Origin of the sequence: Streptomyces sp. NPDC020742, assembly GCF_040641675.1 — a bacterium.
Lineage (GTDB): Bacteria > Actinomycetota > Actinomycetes > Streptomycetales > Streptomycetaceae > Streptomyces.
Map to the genome: position 1 here is coordinate 654013 of NZ_JBFAEA010000002.1, position 19791 is coordinate 673803.

Annotated in this window: 16 protein-coding genes; 7 read left to right on the forward strand and 9 right to left on the reverse strand. The window is 73.2% G+C overall.

The genetic code is table 11. The features are described 5' to 3' along the window. Positions 1-21: 21 nt before the first annotated feature. The gene (locus tag AB0G84_RS06980) at positions 22-363 is read left to right on the forward strand and encodes a hypothetical protein (RefSeq protein WP_361316508.1); all 342 of its coding nucleotides are present in this window, start codon (positions 22-24) and stop codon (positions 361-363) included. Positions 364-766: 403 nt separating this feature from the next. Here the strand turns inward: AB0G84_RS06980 and AB0G84_RS06985 are convergent, their stop codons facing one another. Further along, entirely contained in the window at positions 767-1621 is an 855-nt protein-coding gene (locus AB0G84_RS06985) for an endo alpha-1,4 polygalactosaminidase (protein ID WP_361316511.1), read from the reverse strand. 147 nt (positions 1622-1768) lie between these two features. Further along, entirely contained in the window at positions 1769-2677 is a 909-nt protein-coding gene (locus AB0G84_RS06990) for a LysR family transcriptional regulator (RefSeq protein WP_361316513.1), read from the reverse strand. 101 nt (positions 2678-2778) lie between these two features. On the opposite strand from AB0G84_RS06990, the gene AB0G84_RS06995 reads away from it, so the two are divergent. The 3 genes from AB0G84_RS06995 (at position 2779) to AB0G84_RS07005 (ending at position 6287) form a co-directional block, all read left to right on the forward strand. After that, the gene (locus AB0G84_RS06995; RefSeq protein ID WP_361316516.1) at positions 2779-4065 is read left to right on the forward strand and encodes an MFS transporter; all 1287 of its coding nucleotides are present in this window, start codon (positions 2779-2781) and stop codon (positions 4063-4065) included. Between the two features lie 270 nt (positions 4066-4335). Then, positions 4336-5409 (forward strand): CoA ester lyase, encoded by a 1074-nt coding sequence (locus AB0G84_RS07000; RefSeq protein ID WP_361316519.1) that lies wholly within the window; start codon positions 4336-4338, stop codon positions 5407-5409. Positions 5410-5414: 5 nt separating this feature from the next. Then, positions 5415-6287, forward strand: a complete 873-nt coding sequence (locus AB0G84_RS07005; RefSeq protein ID WP_361316522.1) for a CoA ester lyase — start codon at positions 5415-5417, stop codon at positions 6285-6287. A 177-nt stretch (positions 6288-6464) separates the two neighbouring features. Here the strand turns inward: AB0G84_RS07005 and AB0G84_RS07010 are convergent, their stop codons facing one another. Next, a complete protein-coding gene (locus tag AB0G84_RS07010; RefSeq protein WP_361316525.1) occupies positions 6465-7211 on the reverse strand; it encodes a dienelactone hydrolase family protein in 747 nt (248 codons plus the stop codon). A gap of 112 nt (positions 7212-7323) precedes the next feature. Between AB0G84_RS07010 and AB0G84_RS07015 the strand changes: the two genes are divergently transcribed. Further along, positions 7324-7806 (forward strand): MarR family winged helix-turn-helix transcriptional regulator, encoded by a 483-nt coding sequence (locus tag AB0G84_RS07015; RefSeq protein WP_361316528.1) that lies wholly within the window; start codon positions 7324-7326, stop codon positions 7804-7806. Between the two features lie 48 nt (positions 7807-7854). Here AB0G84_RS07015 and AB0G84_RS07020 read toward each other — a convergent pair whose 3' ends face one another. After that, the gene (locus tag AB0G84_RS07020; protein ID WP_361316531.1) at positions 7855-9105 is read right to left on the reverse strand and encodes an aromatic acid exporter family protein; all 1251 of its coding nucleotides are present in this window, start codon (positions 9103-9105) and stop codon (positions 7855-7857) included. Between the two features lie 156 nt (positions 9106-9261). Here AB0G84_RS07020 and AB0G84_RS07025 point away from each other — a divergent pair, with 156 nt between their 5' ends. Next, a complete protein-coding gene (locus AB0G84_RS07025) occupies positions 9262-10854 on the forward strand; it encodes a N,N-dimethylformamidase beta subunit family domain-containing protein (RefSeq protein WP_361316534.1) in 1593 nt (530 codons plus the stop codon). 34 nt (positions 10855-10888) lie between these two features. Here AB0G84_RS07025 and AB0G84_RS07030 read toward each other — a convergent pair whose 3' ends face one another. From AB0G84_RS07030 to AB0G84_RS07050, 5 genes are all read right to left on the reverse strand, one after another. Continuing rightward, positions 10889-11560, reverse strand: a complete 672-nt coding sequence (locus tag AB0G84_RS07030; RefSeq protein WP_361316536.1) for a response regulator transcription factor — start codon at positions 11558-11560, stop codon at positions 10889-10891. Next, entirely contained in the window at positions 11557-12897 is a 1341-nt protein-coding gene (locus AB0G84_RS07035; RefSeq protein ID WP_361316539.1) for a sensor histidine kinase, read from the reverse strand. The genes AB0G84_RS07030 and AB0G84_RS07035 overlap by 4 nt, the downstream gene beginning before the upstream one ends. Before the next feature lie 10 nt (positions 12898-12907). Next, positions 12908-14077 carry an acyltransferase gene (locus AB0G84_RS07040; protein WP_361316878.1) on the reverse strand — a complete coding sequence of 390 codons (1170 nt, stop codon included), beginning with the start codon at positions 14075-14077 and terminating at the stop codon, positions 12908-12910. Then, the gene (locus AB0G84_RS07045) at positions 14070-15041 is read right to left on the reverse strand and encodes an alpha/beta hydrolase (protein WP_361316542.1); all 972 of its coding nucleotides are present in this window, start codon (positions 15039-15041) and stop codon (positions 14070-14072) included. The genes AB0G84_RS07040 and AB0G84_RS07045 overlap by 8 nt, the downstream gene beginning before the upstream one ends. Before the next feature lie 205 nt (positions 15042-15246). Further along, complete coding sequence (locus AB0G84_RS07050) at positions 15247-17061, reverse strand: TIGR03767 family metallophosphoesterase (protein WP_361316544.1); 1815 nt, start codon at positions 17059-17061, stop codon at positions 15247-15249. A gap of 407 nt (positions 17062-17468) precedes the next feature. Between AB0G84_RS07050 and AB0G84_RS07055 the strand changes: the two genes are divergently transcribed. Then, a complete protein-coding gene (locus AB0G84_RS07055) occupies positions 17469-19733 on the forward strand; it encodes an ATP-binding domain-containing protein (protein ID WP_361316881.1) in 2265 nt (754 codons plus the stop codon). Positions 19734-19791: the final 58 nt, after the last annotated feature.

Sequence of the window (19791 nt, forward strand, 5' to 3'; positions counted from 1 at the left end):
TCCACGATGTGAGGAGGGCCCATGACGGAGCCCGGTACCCAGCAGATCCAGGCGATGCCGGACGGAGACGCCGAAGTGTCGCTGGTGGTCCGGCTGCAGTGGGAGGATGTCGCCGCGCTCGGGCAGGACGCCGCCCGGCTCGCCGCCCGGTTCAAGCGCCCGGTGAGCCTGGACGAGGCGGCCGGCCACCGACTCCGCATCCGGGCCGCCGCGGCGCATACCAAGATGGTGACGCAGGAGCGGGCGCAGCCCGCCGTGGCCTCCACCACCGTCTCGCCGCTGCCCGCCGCCCGCTCCCCGCAGGAGCAGGCCCGGCAGGCGATCGAGAAGATCAACGGAGGCGTCGGCCATGAGACGGCGTAGCGCGTGACGGCACGGCGCAGCATGTGAGGGCGGAGTGTGCGGTGGCGGAGTGGGCGGCGGTCCACGCCGCCCGCACGCTCCGCCGCCGGGGCGGTCAGAGGCGGGCCCGGCGGCCCCCCGTGACAGGCAAAAGGTCCCTCCCCCCTGAGGGGAAGGGACCTTGAATGGAGCGCCCGGCAGGCCTTGCACCTGCATCTCCCACCGGTTGGTGGACGTCTTTCCTTGGACCACAGACGCATCGCCACCGACTCGCCGTCAGCGAGCCGCAGCTACATGATGATCATACATGAGCTGGCGGGTGCTCTCCCCGGGCCGCGCGGGCACCACGACGAAACGCCGGGCCGCGCGGTGCAGTCTGCGCCGTGCAGACCGTGCGGCGCGGACTGCCCGAGGTGTGTCCCCTTCAGCAGCGCTGCTCGACATGTCCGGCCGCACCGGCGGGCCGGACATCGCGGTCGCGCAGGGTGAGGGACAGCCGGCCGCCCCAGGAGCGGCAGGCGGCGGTGAAGTCCCGCCGGGTGTATTCGACGACGAAGACCCTGTCGTGGTAAGCGTCCGCGAAGTCGGTGCATTCCTGGTAGCGCGTGCACTCCTCGACGACGGCGAAGTCGAAGCCGATGCCCTTGCGCCGGGGCAGCAGATCGGCGGTGTTCTTCTGAGCGACGGCCAACTGGTGCTGATGGGCGCGGCGCGCCAGGAGCCGGGCGAAGGCGGCCGCCTGCCGGGCGGTCAGTCGGCCTCCGGAGCGCTCGTACGAGTCGAGGTTGTCGGGTTCCACCGCGTCGTAGCCCGCCTTGGCGCAGCCGTCGATCCACGGGCCGACGACGCCCATCAGTGCCCTGCGTTTGGGCGCGGTGGAGATGTCCAACAGGGGCTCGTTCCAGTCCTCGTCGATGACGAGCTCTCCCCGGCCGTCCCGCAGCAGCAGGTCGGGGTGGTGCTTCCGCCAGAACTCCACGCCCTCGGGCTGGGCTTGGAAGGCGTTGACGTAGCAGATGTTGTAACGGCCCGCGGCCGGCTCGGCGGTGCGGTCGCGGGAGACGACGCGGACCGGTCCGGCTGGGGGGTACGCACCGCCCAGCTGGTAGTCGAATGCCGCATCCGCGGCCGGCGGCCGTACCGAGTTGTCGGAGCCCGATGTGGAAGGGGCGGAGGAGGTGGAGGGGGTGGAGGGGGCGGAGGCGGTGGGGGAGCAGGCCGTGCCGAACGCCAGGACCAGCAGCCCGGCGAGGGCGGTAACGGGGCGAGAAGGGGGCACGGGGGGAGCCTATGGGGAGCGGGGCGGCCGGCGCGGTGCGGTGGCGGGGGAGCGGTGCAGTCGGTGCGGTTCGGTGCGGTGGTAAGGAAGCGGTGCGGACGATGTGGTCCGGCAGTGGGGGAGCGGTGCAGCCGGTGCGGTACGGGGTCACCTTCCGATGCGGGGGCGCAGTTCCGGGGCGAGCGCCATGGTCAGCGCGCGGAACACCTTCACCTCCGGATCGGTCTCGTCCGCCCGTACGGCGAGGTAGCTGCTCTCCCAGGGCGCGTCCAGCACCGGGACGAACACCGCTCCGGGCCACGCGTAGTAGCGGGCGAAGGACTTCAGCCCCGAGCCGGCCGCCCGCCCGGCGACCACACCCGTCAGTACCTCCTGCGGCGTCAGCGCGAAGTCGGGGCCGCGCCGCTGGGCCTCGTGGTTGAAGTACAGGTAGTCGGTGAAGGCGGCTGGCGTATGCCCCGGCACCTGCACGAACGGCAGGTCGAGGATGTCGGCCACCCGCACCCCCTCCGCCCTGGCGTCGACGAGCGTGGACCCCTCCGGCACGGCCACGATCCGCTGCTCCGTCGTGAGCACGTCCACCGAGATCCGGTCGTCGTCCGGGGCCGGCCGGACGAAGGCGATGTCGACCCGGTCCTCGGTCAGCGCGGTGACGTGCTCGGTGAAGTCCAACTGCCGTAGCTCGATGGGCACCTCGGGGCGGGCCCGCCGGAAGGCGTTGATCGCGGCGGGCGTCAGCTCCGCGGAGCCGTGGCCCATGATGCCGATCCGCAACGGGCGGGGAGCGTCCGGGGGCGCGTCCCGTATCACCTCGGCCATGTCGTCCATCGCGGCGTCAGCGGCGGCCAGCAGGGTGCGGGCGTGCCCGGCCAGCCGGGCTCCGGCCCGGGTGGGGGAGACCGGGTGACGGTGCAGCAGCGGGGTGCCCAGCTCGCTCTCCAGCTGCCGTATGTGCTGGGTCACTGCGGGTGGGGAGAGGAACAGCCGGGCCGCGGCCCGTTTGAAGTGCCCCTCCTCGACCACCGCCAGGAAGGACGACAGCAGACGAAGGTCCATGCCCAGCACCTTACGGGGCGGCGCGGTACGGCTCGTACGGCCGTTCAGGAATCGTGAACGCGGGCGGCGGCGCGGGGGTGGCACCGCTGAGAGTGGCCGCCATGAGCACCCCTGTGAAGCACTCCGCCGAGTGCGGCCCCTTCCCGGCCGACGATCGCTCGGCCGCCCCTCCCGGTCCGCCGCCGCGCCCCCGCTACGGGATGCGCGTGGCGTGGACGATGACCGCCTCCGGCTGGAGCGCCAACCAGTTCTCCGCCCTGCTGGGCGCCTATCGCAGCCAGGCGGGGCTGACCTCGACCGCGGTGACCGGGCTGTTCGCGGTCTACGTGGTGGGACTGATACCCGGCCTGCTGGTCGGTGGGCCGCTTGCCGATCGGTACGGGCGCCGGCCGGTGGCGCTCACCGCGCTGGGCCTCAACCTGCTGTCGACCGGTCTGTTGATGGCCGGCTCGGTCGCCCCGTGGTGGCTGCTGCCGGGACGCTGGCTCACCGGAGTCGGGGCCGGCGCGCTGCTGGCCGCCGGCACCGCCTGGGTCAAGGAGCTGTCCTCGCCGCCGTACGACCCGGTCACGCCGGCTGCCGTCGCCGCCAAACGGGCGGGGCTGTTCGTCTCCGCGGGCTTCGCCTCGGGCGGGCTGGTCGCCGCGCTGATCGCCCAGTGGGCGCCGTACCCGATGCTGACCGCGTACCTCCCGCACCTGGTCCTGGCCGTCGGTGCGGGCGTCGCGGCCCGCCGCGCACCGGAGACTAGCCCGGCCGGAACTCGGCCGTGCGGCCCGGGCGCGACACCGTCCGGGACGCCCGAACCGCCGGTGCAGTGGGCGCGGTTCCGGCGCGGGGTGCTGCCGCTGGCTCCCTGGGTCTTCGCGGCCCCGACGATCGGCTTCGCCACCCTGCCCGGTCTGGTCGACGGCGGCCTGACGGGGTGGCGGACCGTTTACGCCGGCGTGGCCACCGCCCTGGCCCCCGGCGCCGGGCTGGCCGTCCAGCCGCTGGCCCGCCTGCTGACCGCCCGGCACCGGATGGCCGGTGGGCTCGCCGGGCTCCTGGCGATCGCCGCCGGGCTCGCCCTCGCCGCGTCCGCCGCGGCCGGTGCGCGCCCCTGGCTCGCCCTCGCAGCGACGGCCGTCCTCGGCGCCGGCTACGGGCTGGTGTTGAGCTTCGGCCTCACCGAGGTCGCCGCCCTCGCGCCGCGCGCCCACCTGGCCCGGCTGACCTCGCTGTTCTGGACGCTCGCCTATACCGGCATGGTCACGCCGTACGTCCTCAGCGCGCTGTCCGGCAGGTTCGGGGTGCCCGTGCTGCTCCGCGTGGGCGCAGTGCTGGCGGTGCTGGTCACCCTCCTCATCGGCCTGCTCAACCGGGGGCGCCGGACGGCCACTTCGTGAGCGTCCCGCCGACCTCACGCCGCCACGCCCACGTACGCCGCCACCCTCACCACTGCCGGTACCGGCTGGAAGGCCGTGCAGCAGGTCAACGCCGCGGGCCGTCACCTCGGTACCTTCCGTCCCCCGATGTCCGCCCCTTGCCGCGCCGGTGACCAACGGCACACGTACTGATCAGTAGCGTTACCGTTGTGCGGGCCTAAAGTGAGGCGGATGGCGCCGCCGGGTACCCGGCGGCGGCCCCGCACCCCTCGATCCGACCAGGGAGACTGCATGCGCTCTCCGAAGGACTTCTTCCGCCCGCTGGCGGTCGGCGCGCCGACGCCCGTGCGTGAAGTGCCTTTCCGGCCGTCCCGGATGATCCACTTCTTCGACCCCGGCAACGAGAAGATGGCGGCCAAGGTGCCGGCCATCGCGCCCACCGTGGACGTACTGCTCGGCAACCTGGAGGACGCCGTCGCAGCCGACCGCAAGGAGGCGGCCAGGTCGGGTCTGGTGAAGATCGCCAAGGCCACGGACTTCGGCGACACCCAACTGTGGACCCGGATCAACAGTCTGGACTCGCCCTGGGCGCTGGACGATCTGCTGACGCTGGTCACCGAGATCGGTGACAAGCTCGACGTGATCATGGTGCCGAAGGTGGAGGGCGCGGAGGACATCCACTACGTCGACCGGCTGCTCGCCCAGCTGGAGGCGAAGGCGCAGATCACCCGGCCGATCCTGGTGCACGCCATCTTGGAGACCGCCACCGGTGTCGCCAACGTCGAGGAGATCGCCGGCGCCAGCCCCCGTATGCAGGGCATCTCGCTGGGCCCCGCCGACCTGGCCGCCAGCCGCCGGATGAAGACCACCCGGGTGGGCGGCGGACACCCCGGCTATCTGGTCCGCGAGGACCCGCACGGCGCGGACGGCACCGCGCCGCGGGCCACCTTCCAGCAGGACCTGTGGCACTACACCCTGGCGCGGATGGTCGACGCCTGCGCGGCGCACGGCATCCTCCCGTACTACGGGCCGTTCGGCGACATCAAGGACACCACCGCCTGCGAGGACCAGTTCCGCAACGCCTTCCTGCTCGGCTGCGTCGGCGCCTGGAGCCTGCACCCGGTGCAGATCGACATCGCCAAGCGGGTGTTCTCGCCCGCCCCGGCCGACGTCGCCTGGGCCCGTCGGGTCATCGAGGCCATGGGCGACGGCACCGGCGCGGTGATGATCGACGGCAAGATGCAGGACGACGCCACGTACAAGCAGTGTCAGGTCGTCGCCCGGCTCGCGGACGACCTGGCCGCCCGCGACCCCGAACTGCGCGACGCCTACGCAGCGGCCGCGTCCCGGCAGAACGAGGAGTAAGTCCCATGACCGACGCGACCCTGCGGCCGCGCCGCTCCGTGCTCTACATGCCCGGCGCCAACGAACGCGCCCTGGAGAAGGCCAAGTCGCTCCCCGCCGATGCGCTGATCCTCGACCTGGAGGACGCCGTCGCCCCCGATGCCAAGGCCGACGCCCGCAAGCGGGTCGCGGCCGCCGCGGCCTCCGGGGAGTACGGCTACCGCGAGGTGACCATCCGGGTCAACGGGCCCGGCACCGAGTGGCACGCCGACGACCTGCGGGCCGCCGCCGAGGCCGGCCCGGACGCGGTCGTGGTGCCCAAGGTGGACTCGCCCGACACCGTCCGGGAGGTCGAGCGCGCCCTGGAGGCGGCCGGCGCCCCGGACCGTACGGCCATCTGGGCGATGGTGGAGACCCCGCGCGCGATGCTGGACGCCCGTGCGGTGGCCGCCGCCAGCGAACGCCTCACCGTCCTGGTCATGGGCACCAACGACCTGGCCAAGGAGCTGCACGCGGAGCACGTGCCCGGCCGTGCCCCGCTGCTGACCGGGCTGTCGCTGGCGCTGCTGGGCGCCCGCGAGGCCGGCAAGGTGATCCTGGACGGCGTCTACAACGACGTGAAGGACGCCCAGGGCTTCGAGGACGAGTGCGTCCAGGGGCGGCAGTTCGGGTTCGACGGGAAGACGCTGATCCACCCCTCGCAACTCGAGCCATGCAACCGGCTGTTCGCCCCGTCGGCCGAACAGATCGAGCGCTCCCGCAAGATCATCGACGCCTTTGACGAGGCCACCCGGGAGGGGCGTGGCGTGGTCACCGTGGACGGTCGGCTGATCGAGAACCTGCACGTCGAGGACGCCCGGCGGATCCTGGCCCTGGCCGAGGCGGTCGCCGGCCGGTGAACGGCCGGGCCTGACGGCCCGTCGGCAGAAGGGCGGTGCCCGGTGCGGAAGGACCCGCACCGGGCACCGTCGCGTCGGGCGAGCCGTGCCGCCACGGGGGATGAACCCGGTCCGCAAGCCCTTCGAGGTGAGGGGCTCGGAGCCGTGTGCGTCAGGTGTGGTGCCCGAGCCGGAGCCTCAGCTGTGGGCCAGGGTGCGGTCGAGGAGGGGGAGCAGGCGGTCCCAGTGGTGCTGCAGCGCTGAGGGGCTGAAGGCGTCGGTGTCGGACATGGTGAAGCCGTGGACGGTGCCGGGGTAGATCTCGGAGGTGTGGCCGACGCCTGCGGCATCCAGGGCCTGGTTGAGCTCGCCGAGGGCCTCGGGCGTCATATCGGTTTCGGCGTGGCCGAGGTGGACCTGGGCGGTGAGCGTGGAGAGGAGCCGGCGCAGGCCGTCGGGCCCGTCGGCGCCCACGGGGCCGTGGAATCCGGCGACGGCGGCCACCTGGTCGGGGTGGGCCGCGGCGGTGCGCATCGCCAGGAGGCCGCCTATGCAGTAGCCGGTCACCGCGACCGGTCCGGCGGTGACTTCGGGCTGGGTGGTGAGGAACCTGAGGTAGGCGTCGGCGTCGCGCAGTATGCGTTCGGTGGTGTGCGCCTCGATCAGGGGCATCAGCTGGGCGACGAGCGCGGGCCGGACCTCTTCTCCGATGTGCTCGGGAAGTTCGATCAGCGGTGCCGGGCCGTGCCGGTAGAAGAAGTGGGGGACGAGCACGTAGTACCCGTGGCCGGCCAGTTCACGGGCCATCTCCCGGAGCACGGGCCGGATGCCGAAGGCGTCCGCGTACATCAGCACTCCCGGGTGCCGCTCGCCGTGGTCGGGGTAGGCGGCGAAAGCGTCGGCCTGGCCGTCCGCGGTGGGAATCTGCAGGGTCTTGGTGGGCAAGCTCTTCCTTCCTTGAGGTTCACTCCACCAACGTTTATTCGACTAACGTTTTTGGAGTGCGGGTGCAACGTACATCGTTAGTGGGACTAACGCAATGGGTAGGATGGTCGCCATGAGCAGAGCCGAAGCCGCTGACGTGCCCGACGGCGGCGCGCCCCAGACGCCCGACCGGCTGCGTCGACGGGCGAGTCGACTGTTGTCACAGCTGTCCGCGCAGTCGGACCGGCTGATCACCGAGGGGCTGTCCCAGGTCGACGCCCGCAAGTGGCACTACGCCGTGCTCGCCTCACTGCAGGAGTACGGGCCCGGCAGTCAGGCGACGCTGAGCCGGCGCAGCGGGATCTACCGCAGCGACATGGTCGGCGTGCTCAACGAACTGGCCGAGCGTGGCCTCGTCGAGCGGGCGCCGGATCCCGACGACCGGCGCCGCAACATCATCACCCTCTCGGCCCAAGGCCGCCGTCACCTACGCCGCCTCGACACCGTCCTGGACGACCTGCACGACGAGCTGCTCGCGCCGCTGGGTCCGGCCGAACGCGACCAGCTCGTGCAGTTGCTCAACCGCTTGCTGGACCACCACACCCGGACCTCCTGACCCGGTCCTGCCCCCTCGAATTCGCGCCCTTCCCCCGGGCTTTGCCCCTCACTCCGTCCGTGCCGTCTCATGGGCATCGACGGAGGCATCGCCTCGGCTCAGCCGCAGCCGCCCCCGGAGCTTGTCCACCAGCGGGTACTTCTCCCGCTGCTCGCGCGCTTGCCGGTTCAGCTCCTCCACCAGCCGCTCGGAGCGCTTCGCCACATCCAGCTCGTCCAGGATCCGGTCGATCTCGGCGAGCAGCGCCCCGTGCAGCTGCCACTGGCGCGGGTGCGCCCGCACCCCGTCCAGCAGCAGGTGCGCCACCGTCTCGCGGCTGGCGCGGCCGGCCGCCAGCTCCCTGACCAGCTGCTCCTCCGCCTGCTCCGCGTTCGCGCTGACCTGCGTGGTGATCAGCACGGCGAAGCTCCCGACCGCACGGGCCAGATGCGCGAACAGCTCCTGCAGGGCGGCGGCGATGTCTGCGGTGAACAGCGGCTCGTCCGTACGCGCCTTGGCCAGATCGGTCAGCGTGCGGCACACCGTCCGCAGTACCACCGCGGAGATCTCCAGGGCGTCCAGTCCGGTGCGCAGCACGATGCGGGAGAGCAGTCCCTCCTTGACCCGGGGGTTGAGCCGCAGGCTGTCCTCCGCCTGCCGTAGCGCCGCTTCCACCTCCACGATGTCGTGGTCCAGCCGCCGCGCCTCGTGCAGCCGGGCGGCGGCCTCCGCCACGGTCGTGTGGCCGCGCACCTCGTCGCCGAGCCGCAGCAGCAGGCTCCGCATCCGATCGGCCAGCCCCTCGATGGCCTCGCTGGCGGGCTGCACCCACACCGGCGGCACGAACAGCACATTGAACAGCAGCCCGACCACCGCCCCGATCAGCGTCTCCAGCACCCGGTCCCAGGCCGTCGCCGCCACCCGCGTCGACGTCACCCCCAGCACCAGCATCGCGCTGATCGCCACCTCGGGGACGAACTCACCGGCCTTGACGAAGCGTCCGATGACCAGCGAAGCCAGGATGATCAGACCCAGGCTCCACCAGGTCAGCCCCACCAGGGAACTGAAGCCGATCGCGATGACCACGCCCACCACCACCGCATTCACCCGGCGCACCCCGGTGGTCAGGGTGGTGTACAGCGTGACCTGGACGACGAGCAGCGCGGTCAGGGGCGCGGTCATCGGGGCCGGCTCATTACTGAGCAGCAGCGCGACGACATACGAGATCACCGCGGCAACGGTCGACCGGACCGTCTGTGCGACCACGGGCTCACTGTGCCGCCGGACGAGATCCAACAGCGGATCGGTAACTTCACGCACTCCCTGTCCCCTTCCCCCTATACGCACCCGAGGCAACATCGACGCCCGCCGTACCCGCATTCGGCTCCCCCGGCTCGTCCGGCCGCGCACCGCACCGCAGGATCGTTCTGACGGCACGACGGCACGACGGCAGCGCAAGCGCACGGGAGCGGTTCGATGGACGACGGCGCGGAGCACGGCGCACCCCGCGAGGGCGTCCCCGGCGACCGGCCGGGCGGCGGCCTGGATCGCCGGCACTTCCTGGGGGCCGCCGCCGCGGGCACGGCCGGCCTCGCCCTCGGCCTGACCGCCGGCTGCGACGGCACCCCGGAGCGGAACCCCGGCTCCACCGGCCCCGACCCGTCCGGCCTCGCCGCGGAACGCAAACGGCCGGGCAGCCCCGACTGGCGCCTGCGCTCGACCGGCCCGCCCGACGCCGTCCAGGGCTACACCGACAAGGTCAGCGTGCTACCGGGCGAGGGGTTCGGACTCCACGTCTCGACCACCGCCCCCGGATTCCGGGTCTCGGCCTACCGGGTCGGCTGGTACGGCGGGGCCCAGGCCCGGCTGGTGTGGCGCTCGGGCCGGGTGCCCGGACGCCGCCTGCGCGGCCCGCACCTGCTGCCCGCCACCCGCAGCGTACGGGCCGACTGGCCGCGCACCCTCGCCGTGGCCACCGACGACTGGCCGCCGGGCGCCTACCTGCTCCGGTTGGACGCCGACCACGGCCACCAGCGCTATGTGCCCCTGATCGTCCGCTCCCCGGACACCACGGGCCGCACCGTCCTGATGCACGCGGTGACGACCTGGCAGGCGTACAACCGCTGGGGCGGCTACAACCTCTACACGGGTGGCGACGGGGGATACCCGACCCGCTCGCTGGCCGTCAGCTTCGACCGGCCCTACGACGCCAACGGCGCCGAGAAGTTCCTGGTCTACGAGCGCGCCATGGTGGTCCTCGCCGAGCGCCTGGGCCTCCCGCTGGCCTACACCACCGGCGTGGACGTTCACCTGGCCCCGTCGGCGCTGCGGGGCGCCCGGGCCGCGATCTCGCTCGGCCACGACGAGTACTGGACCCCGCAGCAGCGCCAGCACGTCACCCGGGCCCGCGACGCCGGCACCAACCTGGCCTTCCTCGGCGCCAACGCCTGCTTCCGCCGGGTCCGGCTGGAGCCGGGCCCGGCCGGCGCGCACCGCACCGTGGTCTGCTACAAGACGGCCTACCAGGACGACCCGTACTTCGCCGCCCACCGCGACCAGCCCACCCACGACTTCCGCCAACCGCCCGCCGCCGCCCCGGAGTCGGCCCTCACCGGCGTCTTCTACGAGGGCTACCCCACGGACGCCCCCTATGTCGTGCACAACGCCGACCACTGGCTCTTCGCCGGCACCGGAGCCCGGCGCGGCGACTCCTTCGACCACCTCGTCGGGGTGGAGTACGACCGGGTCACGCCCGGCGCACCCACGCCCGCCCCGCTGGAGATCATCGCCCACTCCCCGCTGGTCTGCGGGGGCCGCAGCAGCCACGCGGACTCCGCGTACTACACCGTGCCCAGCGGCGCCGGGGTGTTCTCCTCCGGGACGATGCGCTGGGTCGAGGGCCTGATGGCCGGGGGGCCGGACGACGGCCGTGACCACGGGATGGACGCTCGCACCGCGGCCTTCGTCACCCGCACCACCGAGAACCTGCTCCGGGCCTTCGCCGAGGGACCGGCAGCGCAATCCCGGCCGGCGCCCAGGGCCAACGTCCACCAGGTCTACCGGGTATGAGCCGAGCCCGCCCCCGGACGGCGCGGCGCCGGGCTCAGTACCCGGCCGGGCGCACCAGCCCCGTCTCGTACGCGAAGACCGCCGCCTGGGTCCGGTCGCGCAGGCCCAGCTTCACCAGGATGCGGCCCACATGGCTCTTAACCGTCTGCTCCGCCACCACCAGTCGCCCGGCGATCTCCCCGTTCGACAGCCCCTGGGCGATCAGCGACAGCACCTCGGTCTCCCGTTCCGTCAGCTCGCCCACCCGCGCCCGGACCGGGGCGCGCGGGGAGCGGGTGACCCGGGCGAACTCGGCGATCAGGCGCTTGGTGACGTTAGGGGCGAGCAGCGCCTCCCCGGACGCCACCACCCGTACCGCATGGGCGAGTTCGGCGGCCGAGGCCTCCTTCAGCAGGAAGCCGGAGGCGCCCGCGCGCAGCGCCTCGTACACATACTCGTCGAGGTCGAAGGTGGTCAGCACCAGGACCTTGACGGTGGCGCCGGCCGGCCCGGTGATCCGGCGGGTCGCCTCGATGCCGCCGAGCCGGGGCATCCGGACGTCCATCAGGACGACGTCCGGGGCGAGTTCGGCGACCTTGGCGACGGCGTCCAGACCGTCCACGGCCTGCCCCACCACCTCGATGTCCGGTTCGGCGTTGAGCAGCACGGTGAATCCCTGACGGACCATCATCTGGTCGTCGGCGATCAGCACCCGGACGGTCGTCATCGGGAATCCTCGGCAGGGGCGGGAGACAGGGGAGCGGCGGCCGGCTTCGGGGGGTCGGCGGGCAGGAACGCGGTCACCTCGAAACCGCCGTCCGGGACCGGGCCTGCGGCCAGTTCACCGCCGAGCATGGCGGTGCGCTCGCGCATCCCCAGCAGCCCGTGCCCGGAGCCGGGGGCGGGCGGAACGGGGCCGTCCGGCGCGGAGTTGGCGATCCGCAGCGTCAGTCCCGCACCGTGGTAGCCCAGGGTCACCCGCACCGACGCCCCCGGAGCATGCCGCATGGCATTGCTCAACGCCTCCTGCACGATACGGAAGGCCGACAGCTCCACGCCCGGTGCCAGCGGCTGCGGCGTCCCCACCGTCTCGGCGGAGATCCGCACCCCGGCCCCGCGCACCTTTCCGATCAGCTCGTCCAGCCGGTCGAGGGTCGGCTGCGGCGCATGGCGCACCCCCTGTGCCACGGCGTCCTCGGAGCGCAGCACGCCCAGGACGCGGCGGAGTTCGGCGAGCGCCTCGACGGCGTTCTCACGGATGCCGGCGAGGTTCTCCCGCAGCTCGTCCGACGGGTTGTCGACCAGGTGCGGGGCGACCTGGGCCTGGATGGAGATCACCGACATGTGGTGGGCGACCACGTCGTGCAGCTCGCGGGCGATCCGGCTGCGCTCCTCCAGCAGGGTGCGCCGGGCCCGCTCCTCGGCGGTGAGCACCTCCTGCTCGGCGAGCTTGGCCCGGGCCACCCAGCGGCCGCGCAGCGCGCTCCCGACCACCACGGTCCCCAGCAGGACCGGCACGACCCAGCCGGTGTCGGTGTTGTGCGGCCCGGTGGTGAAGGCGCCGCAGACCAGTCCGGCCGCCACGCTGATCACCAGCGCCTCGACCGCCACCCGGGGACGGTGCCGGAACGCCAGCAGGAACAGCACCCCGCCCTGCATGGCGACCTCCGTGACTGGCCACGGGTACGCCTCATCGGGCGCGACACCCGCCTCCGAGACCCGTGCGATGACGACCATGGCGACGGTCACCACCCACCAGGCCGGCACCGGCCGGAACATCGCGACGATCAGCGCCACCGCCTGCCCCACGCTCAGCAGCACGGCCTGGCCCGGCCCCAGTCCGTACCACCCGGTGAGCACGTTCACCTCGAAGACGGTCACCACCCAGGTGGACAGCACCCACAACACCCCGAACGCCGGCAGCCAGTCCAGCCAACTGGGCTCCGGTATCCGCGGCAGCGGTGCGCCCGCCGTCGTCCACAGGTCCTGCCGCAGGGTACGCGGCAACGCCCGCAGGCCCGCCCCCAGCCGTGTCAACGGCCCTCTCCTATCCCCCGTGATCATGGAGGTCACCTTAGACACGCTCGGCTCCCGCCGCGGTGGCGGGGCGACCCTCCCGCACGACCCGGGTGCGGCCGCGGCGGTGCCGCCGCCCCTGCTCGTGGATCCGGAACGCCGCCCAGCACACCAGCAGGGCCCCCGCGAACACCGGCAGCCACAACAGCCGGGCCAGCACCCAGCCGCCGCCGTCCGGCACGGTGTGCAGGCCGGGCAGCGGTGCGCCCGCGAGGAGACCGACCGCGGTCACCGCCATCATCGCGGTCTGATGCCACAGGAAGACCGTCATCGCCGAGAGGTTCAGCAGCGCCACCGCTGCCCACGCCGCAGGGCGCCGCAGGATCCGCCGCAGCGGCCCGAGGAGCAGCAGCGCCGCCCCGCACTGGGCCAGCCCGAAGGTGGCGGAAGCGAGCGTGGGCGGGTTGAGGTTGGAGACCGCGGCCCCCGGTACCCCGACCATCGAGGCCGGATAGCCGCCCCACAGCACCAGCGCGACGGTGGTGGCGGCGCCGCCGAGCAGCAGCACCCACCCGGTCCGGCGGTCCCGCAGACTCCCGCGCGCCCGGGCCGCGCCCAGGCAGTACGGGACCAGCCACCCGGCGGCCACATTGATCCAGCCCGGCCAGGCGGGCCCGCCCAGGCCGAAGCGCACCAGATCGACATGGAGGACGACGGCCAGTGGCCACAGCGGGTGCAGCCGGGCGACCAGCGGTGTCGCGGCCGTCAACGCCGCGAAGACCAGCAGGAACCACATCGGGGACAGCACCAGTTTGCCCAGCGTCTGGACGGTCGCCACGCCCACCCCGGAGGCGAGCAGCGCCACCGCGACCACGCACCACACCGCCAGCACGGCCGCAACCGGCCGGAAGAGCCGGGACAACCGAGCGGCCAGCCACGTCCGATAGGTGGTGCCCCGGGCGCGGGCCGCGGCGTGACCGCGCGCCCCCACCAGCCCGCCCACCATGAAGAACACCGCCAGCGTCTGGAACACCCAGGAAGCCGGGGTGAGCTGCGGCAGATAGTGCAGCGGGCTGGCGACGTGCACCGTCCCGCTGTCGGAAATCAGCGCGGTCACCAGCCAGTGCCCGAGCACCACGCCGAGGATGGCGCATGCCCGCAGCGCGTCGAGGGCACGGTCCCGGCTGGTCGGGGTCGCGGCGTCGATCCGCCGGACGAGGTCACGCAGCACGGCGGCCCTCCTCGACCGGGGCCTGACCGGTGACGATCCGCGCGAGGTTGGCCAGGGAGAGTGAACCGGGGGAGAGATAGGCGCTGTGCCCGCCGCAGCCCGCCGGGAAGACCCGGGCGCCGAACGCCGGCGCGACCGGGTCGGCCCCCAGCCCCAGCGTGCCGAAGGGGAGTTCGAGCCGACCGTGCGGTACGTGCGCCACCCAGTCGGAGCCGCCCCGCCCGGCCCACACCCGGGCCCGCGTGTGCAGCGCGGCGGCGCTGTCGACGCCGACACCGGGGCTGCCGTACAGCACGAGGTCGTCCACCGCCAGGCCCGGCGCGGCCCGGCCGCACACGACGGAGCCGTAGGAGTGGCACAGCACGGCGAGGTGGGCCGAGGGCCGAGCCGTCCGCAACTCCTCGATGAACCTGCGCAGTTGAGGCGCCGCGGCGTCCGCGCGGGCCGGGGTCACCACATCGGCGCTCAGGGTGCCCGGCGTCTCGTACCCCAGCCACGCGATGACGGCGGCCCGGTCGCCCAGCCGCCGGTGCAGCGCCTCCGCCCCGGCCCACAGGCGCTCGTAGCGGTCGAGGCTGGTGTCGGAGCCAGGCACCAGGACCGCTATCCGCCCGGCCCGCGCCAGGTCGCCGAACACCTCGGCGGTGCGGCCCCCGCCGCGGCCGTCGAAGGTGAGGAACCGCCGTGCCGGAGCGGTCATCGCCCGCAGTGCGGCGGCCCGCGCCCGGTCCCCGTGCCGGGCGGCCGTCCGCTCGGCCGCGCGGATCCCCTCGCGGTTGGCCGCGTACCGCGCGGTCAGTGCGGATGCGGTGGCGTCCCGCAGCGGGGCGAGCACGGCCGGGGCCGGCGCCGGAACGGCCGCCGGACGCGCCGCACCCGCGACGGGTACGGCCACCGAGGCGGCGACGAGCGCGGCGAGCAGGGTGCGCAGCAGACGTGGGGGACGCAGGCGGGACGCCATGGGGTGGGTTCCTTCCGTACCGGAAGCCGGTGGTGCTTCCGGTACCGAAGCTAGGGATCACCCTCCCTGCCCCGCGTCCCACTGAGGAGCGCATGTGCCGACTGGCTCTCAGGTAGGGGGGTAGGGGGCGGGCCGGTCGGCGTCCACCGGCCCGCTGCGCGCCGGGCCGGTGTGGGGGGAACCTTTCGGCCCGACTGTCAGGCCGTCACGCCCGGCGCACCAGCAACTCGGTGTTGCGGTCGGCCGGCCGGCCCGCCATCGCCTCGTGGATGCCGCCGGACGGCAGGCCGGTGGCGAGGCCGGGGGTGTTGTAGGACAGCTCTCGGTAGAGGGAGGCCAAGCCCACGGACGACAGGTCGTCGAAGTCCCCGCGGTAGGGGGCGGCGGCTTCCACGAGGGTGGTGAAGAGGGAGAGCGTGCCGTCGTGGTTGTCGACGAGTTCCAGCAGCCGGGCGTGCTGCGGATAGTCCACGTGGGAGGCGGTGTTGACCTCCCAGAAGGACCGTGCGGGGGTGGGGTGGGGGTGCGGGGTGATGCGGTTGATGTGGCTGTGCCCGTTGAGCCAGGCCACCACGTTGGGGAAGCGGTTGAGCAGGGCGATGACCTCGGCGCCGTCGTGCCGCACCTCGTCCGTGCGGGCCGCGTCCGGGCGCCGGGTCATGCTGGGGCTGTGGTGGTGGCTGAAGACCAGGACGTGCGCGTCGTCGGCCGCCGGATTGCGGACCGGTCTGCCGTCCGCGTCGTAGTAGAGGGCGCTGTGCGCGGCCAAGGTCCGCTCCAGCCAGCGGAGTTGCTCGGTGCCCAGGGAGCCCTCGAAGTGGCCGCTGCGGTAGGTGGTGTCGATGCTGATGCCGAGGACGCCGTCCGCGATCGGGAAGGTGTAGTACATCCGCTCGCTGTCGAGGTGGTTCTCGGTGTACCCATGGCCGGCCGGCCCCGCGCCGGCGAACGCCGGGTCCAGGTGGGCGCGGAGGTAGCTGTGCGGGGTGACCAGCCGCCGTCGCTCATCGGCGGTCACCGTCCGCGCTCCGGCCGCGTTACGTCGCAGGATCTCCTTGAGAACGGTGCTCTTGGGGTCGTCGCCGGTGTTGAGCACCTGGTTGAACGCCGCCACATCGGCGTCCGGTACGGAGAACAGCTTGCGCGCGCCGACGATGTAGTCACCGAGCACGGGGTCGTTGGGGGCCAGGCAGCCGCCGGGCAGGTCGTCGTGGTTGCCGGGCGTGGAGTACCAGGGGATACGTAGCCCGGGGCTGGTGACCGGGCGTATCGCGGCGTCGAGGAACCCGGGGATCCGCGGCAGGCCGCGCTTCTTGTCCTGGTCGCGCAGCGGGGCGTCCGGATGCCAGTAGAGCGGTAGACCGCTGTTCTGCACGCCCTCGTACGACGTCGGGTCGCCGGTGTTGGGGGTGATCCGGCCGCCGCTCATCAGGGTGAGGAACCACTCCAGTTCCACCATCGAGTGGTTGTCGATGTTGTCGCCGGTGGACATCACGAACGCCGGCGCCCGGCCGGTGTGCGGGCCGCCCCGGAGCGCATTGACCTGTTCCACCAGCGACACCGCGCCGGCCACCGACAGCGCCTCATGGGCCCGCCAGGATCCGGCCGACCCGGCGCGCAGGTACTCGGTCCGCAACGGGCTCTGGACGTCGCAGACATGCAGATCGGTGACCTGGACGAAGCAGGCCAGTGCGGTCCGCCGGTCCTGCCGCCCGCCCCCGGCGGCGGCGAGTTCGCCCCGTACGACCAGCGGCCAGCCGGGGCCGGCGGTGAGGTGCCGGTAGCCGCCGCGGCCGGTCAGCCGCGCGGTGGTGTCGAGCGTGGTGACGCCGTACGGTGCCGCCCGCCGTCCGCCGCCACGGGAGGCGCGCGCTACGGCCGGTGCCTGCCCGGTGCCCGGGCGCGGGGTGGCGCTGTGCCGCTGGCTGGGGAGCGCGAATGCGGCGGCGGTGCCGGCCAGGGCGGCACCAGAGCTGAGGAGGAAGCTACGACGGTGGGTGGTGGTCTCGATGCCGGCCATGGGCCCTCCGTGCGATGGCAGGGGGACCGGCCACCGCGGTGTCACCAATCGGAATCTCTCATTCCGAAGAGTGCGCGCCAGGTGTGGCCGCCAGTTGAACGGGTCCGGAACGTGGCACGCCCATCATCCGTCGGTACGGTCCGTGCGTCGGAGGGCCGGAGTTCGGGGTGGTATGTCGGGTATATCCGGACACAGGGCCAGCCCGTGAGCCCGGCGGTCGCGCGTGGGGAGGAAGGTGCCCGGCCGGCTCCGCGCGTTCCCGGCGCATGAAAAAACCCCGAAACGAATTGGCGTCCGGGGAATTCCTCTGCATATATTGGGTGCTTCTATGTCTCGCTACTGCAAGGCATAGCCCCAAATTTCTAACCGAAGTTTATCCGAGCGGAGTTGAATTGTCAAACGAGGAATTGCGCCGCGAGCAGGAATTCACCGACCTGCTCTATGACCGCCTGGCCGAAATGCGGTACGGAGCCGTCACCGCGGTACGGGAGACCCTGCCGCGCGATGGCAACCACGCCCAGGCGCGGCTGGAGCGCGATGTGTCGGTCGTCGAGCAGTCCGCCCTGCTGGCCGCCCTCGATGCCGGGGAGAACGGGCTGTGCTTCGGCCGGCTGGTGTTCCGCGACGGACGTGACCACCACATCGGCCGCATCGGCATCCGGCGCGACGACCCGGACCGCACCCCGCTCGTCCTCGACTGGCGGGCCGAGGTCGCGCGCCCCTTCTACCTCGCGACCGGACACACCCCGATGGGGCTGCGCCGTCGACGCCACATCTCCGCCCGGGGCCGGCGGATCACCGGGCTGCACGACGAGATCCTGGACCTCACCGACACCGTTCGCACCGGGCACGAGGGCAGCGATGCGGACGCCGTGCTGCTGGCCGCCCTGGACGCCGCGCGCACCGGACGGATGCACGACATCGTGCAGACCATCCAGGCCGACCAGGACGGCATCATCCGCGCCCCGCACCGCGGCGTCCTGGTGGTGGAGGGCGGCCCCGGCACCGGCAAGACCGTGGTCGCGCTGCACCGCGCCGCCTACCTGCTCTACGCCCACCGCGAGCAACTGGCCCGCCGGGCCGTGCTGATCGTCGGCCCCAACCCGGCCTTCCTGGGGTACATCTCGGAGGTGCTGCCCTCGCTCGGCGAGACCGGCGTCCTGCTCGCCACCCCCGGCGAGCTCTTCCCGGGCGTGACCGCCACCGCGACCGACACCCCCGAGGCGGCCGCGGTCAAGGGCGGGCTGGCGATGGCCGACGCCCTGGCGCGCTTTGTGCGCGACCGGCAGACCCTGCCCCACGGCGAGACGGTGATCGAGCACGACGAGGGCGAACTGCGGCTGACCGAGGAGATGGCGGACGAGGCGCGGCGTCAGGCCCGCGAGACCCGGCTGCCGCACAACCTCGCCCGCCCCCACTTCACCTTCCGCCTCATCGACGCGCTCACCGCGCAACTGGTGGACCGGCTCGGCGCTGACCCGTACGGCGGCCCGAACCTGCTCGGCCCCGACGACATCGCGCAGCTCGGCAAGGCCATCGCCACCAGCCCCGAAGTGCACGGCGCCATCGGGGAGTTGTGGCCGGTCCTCACCCCACAGGAGCTGGTCGCCGACTTCCTCACCGAACCGGTCCACCTGCCCGAGGCCGAGGCGGCGGCGATCCGTCGGCCCGACGGGGCGGCCGGCGGCTGGACCCCCGCGGACATCCCGCTGCTGGACGAGGCCGCCGAACTCCTCGGCGAGGACGACGCGGCGGCCCGGGCCGCCGCCGAGGCCGAGCGCCAGAAGCTGATCGACTACGCACAGGGCGTGCTCGACCTGTCGTACGGCTCACGCACCCAGGAGTTCGAGGACCGCGACGACGAGGAATCCGAGGTCCTGGCCGCACACGACCTGGTCGACGCGGAACACCTCGCCGACCGGCAGGAGGAGGCCGACCACCGCAGCGCGGCCGAGCGCGCCGCCGCCGACCGCACCTGGGCGTTCGGGCACATCATCGTCGACGAGGCACAGGAGCTGTCCCCGATGGTGTGGCGCCTGCTGATGCGCCGCTGCCCCACCCGCTCGATGACCCTGGTCGGCGACCCGGCGCAGACCGCGGAGCCGGGCGGCTGCGGCTCCTGGGAGAAGATCCTCACGCCGTACGTCGACGACCGCTGGCACCACGTCAGGCTCGGCGTCAACTACCGCACGCCGACCGAGATCATGGAGGTCGCGGCGCGGGTGCCGCGGTCCGTTGACCCCGCCTTCCGGCCCCCGCGCTCGATCCGCTCGACGGGGACGGCGCCCTGGGCGCACCGCACCGACGACCTGCCCGGCGCGGTCGCCGAGGCGGTCGCCCGGGAGAGCGCGGGCACCGGCCGCCTGGCGGTGATCGCCCCCCGCTCCTGTCACCAGGCGCTGCGGGCCGCCCTGCCCGACGCTTCGGTCGGCGCCTCCCCGGACCTGACCAGCCCGGTGGTGCTGATCGACCCCCGGCAGGCCAAGGGCCTGGAGTTCGACGCGGTGATCGTGGCCGAGCCGCACGAGCTCGGGACCAGTGACCTGTACGTCGCGCTCACCCGTGCCACCCAGCGGCTGGGCCTGGTCCACACCCGTCCGCTGCCGGCGGGGCTGGACGAGGGGGTGGAGGTCCTCCTGCCGTCGCCGGACGGTGCCGGCCCCGTCCAGTGAGGAGGGTGGCGGGCGCCGGCGGGCGCCCGACCGGGGTGTCTCCTTCGGACCGGTGCGG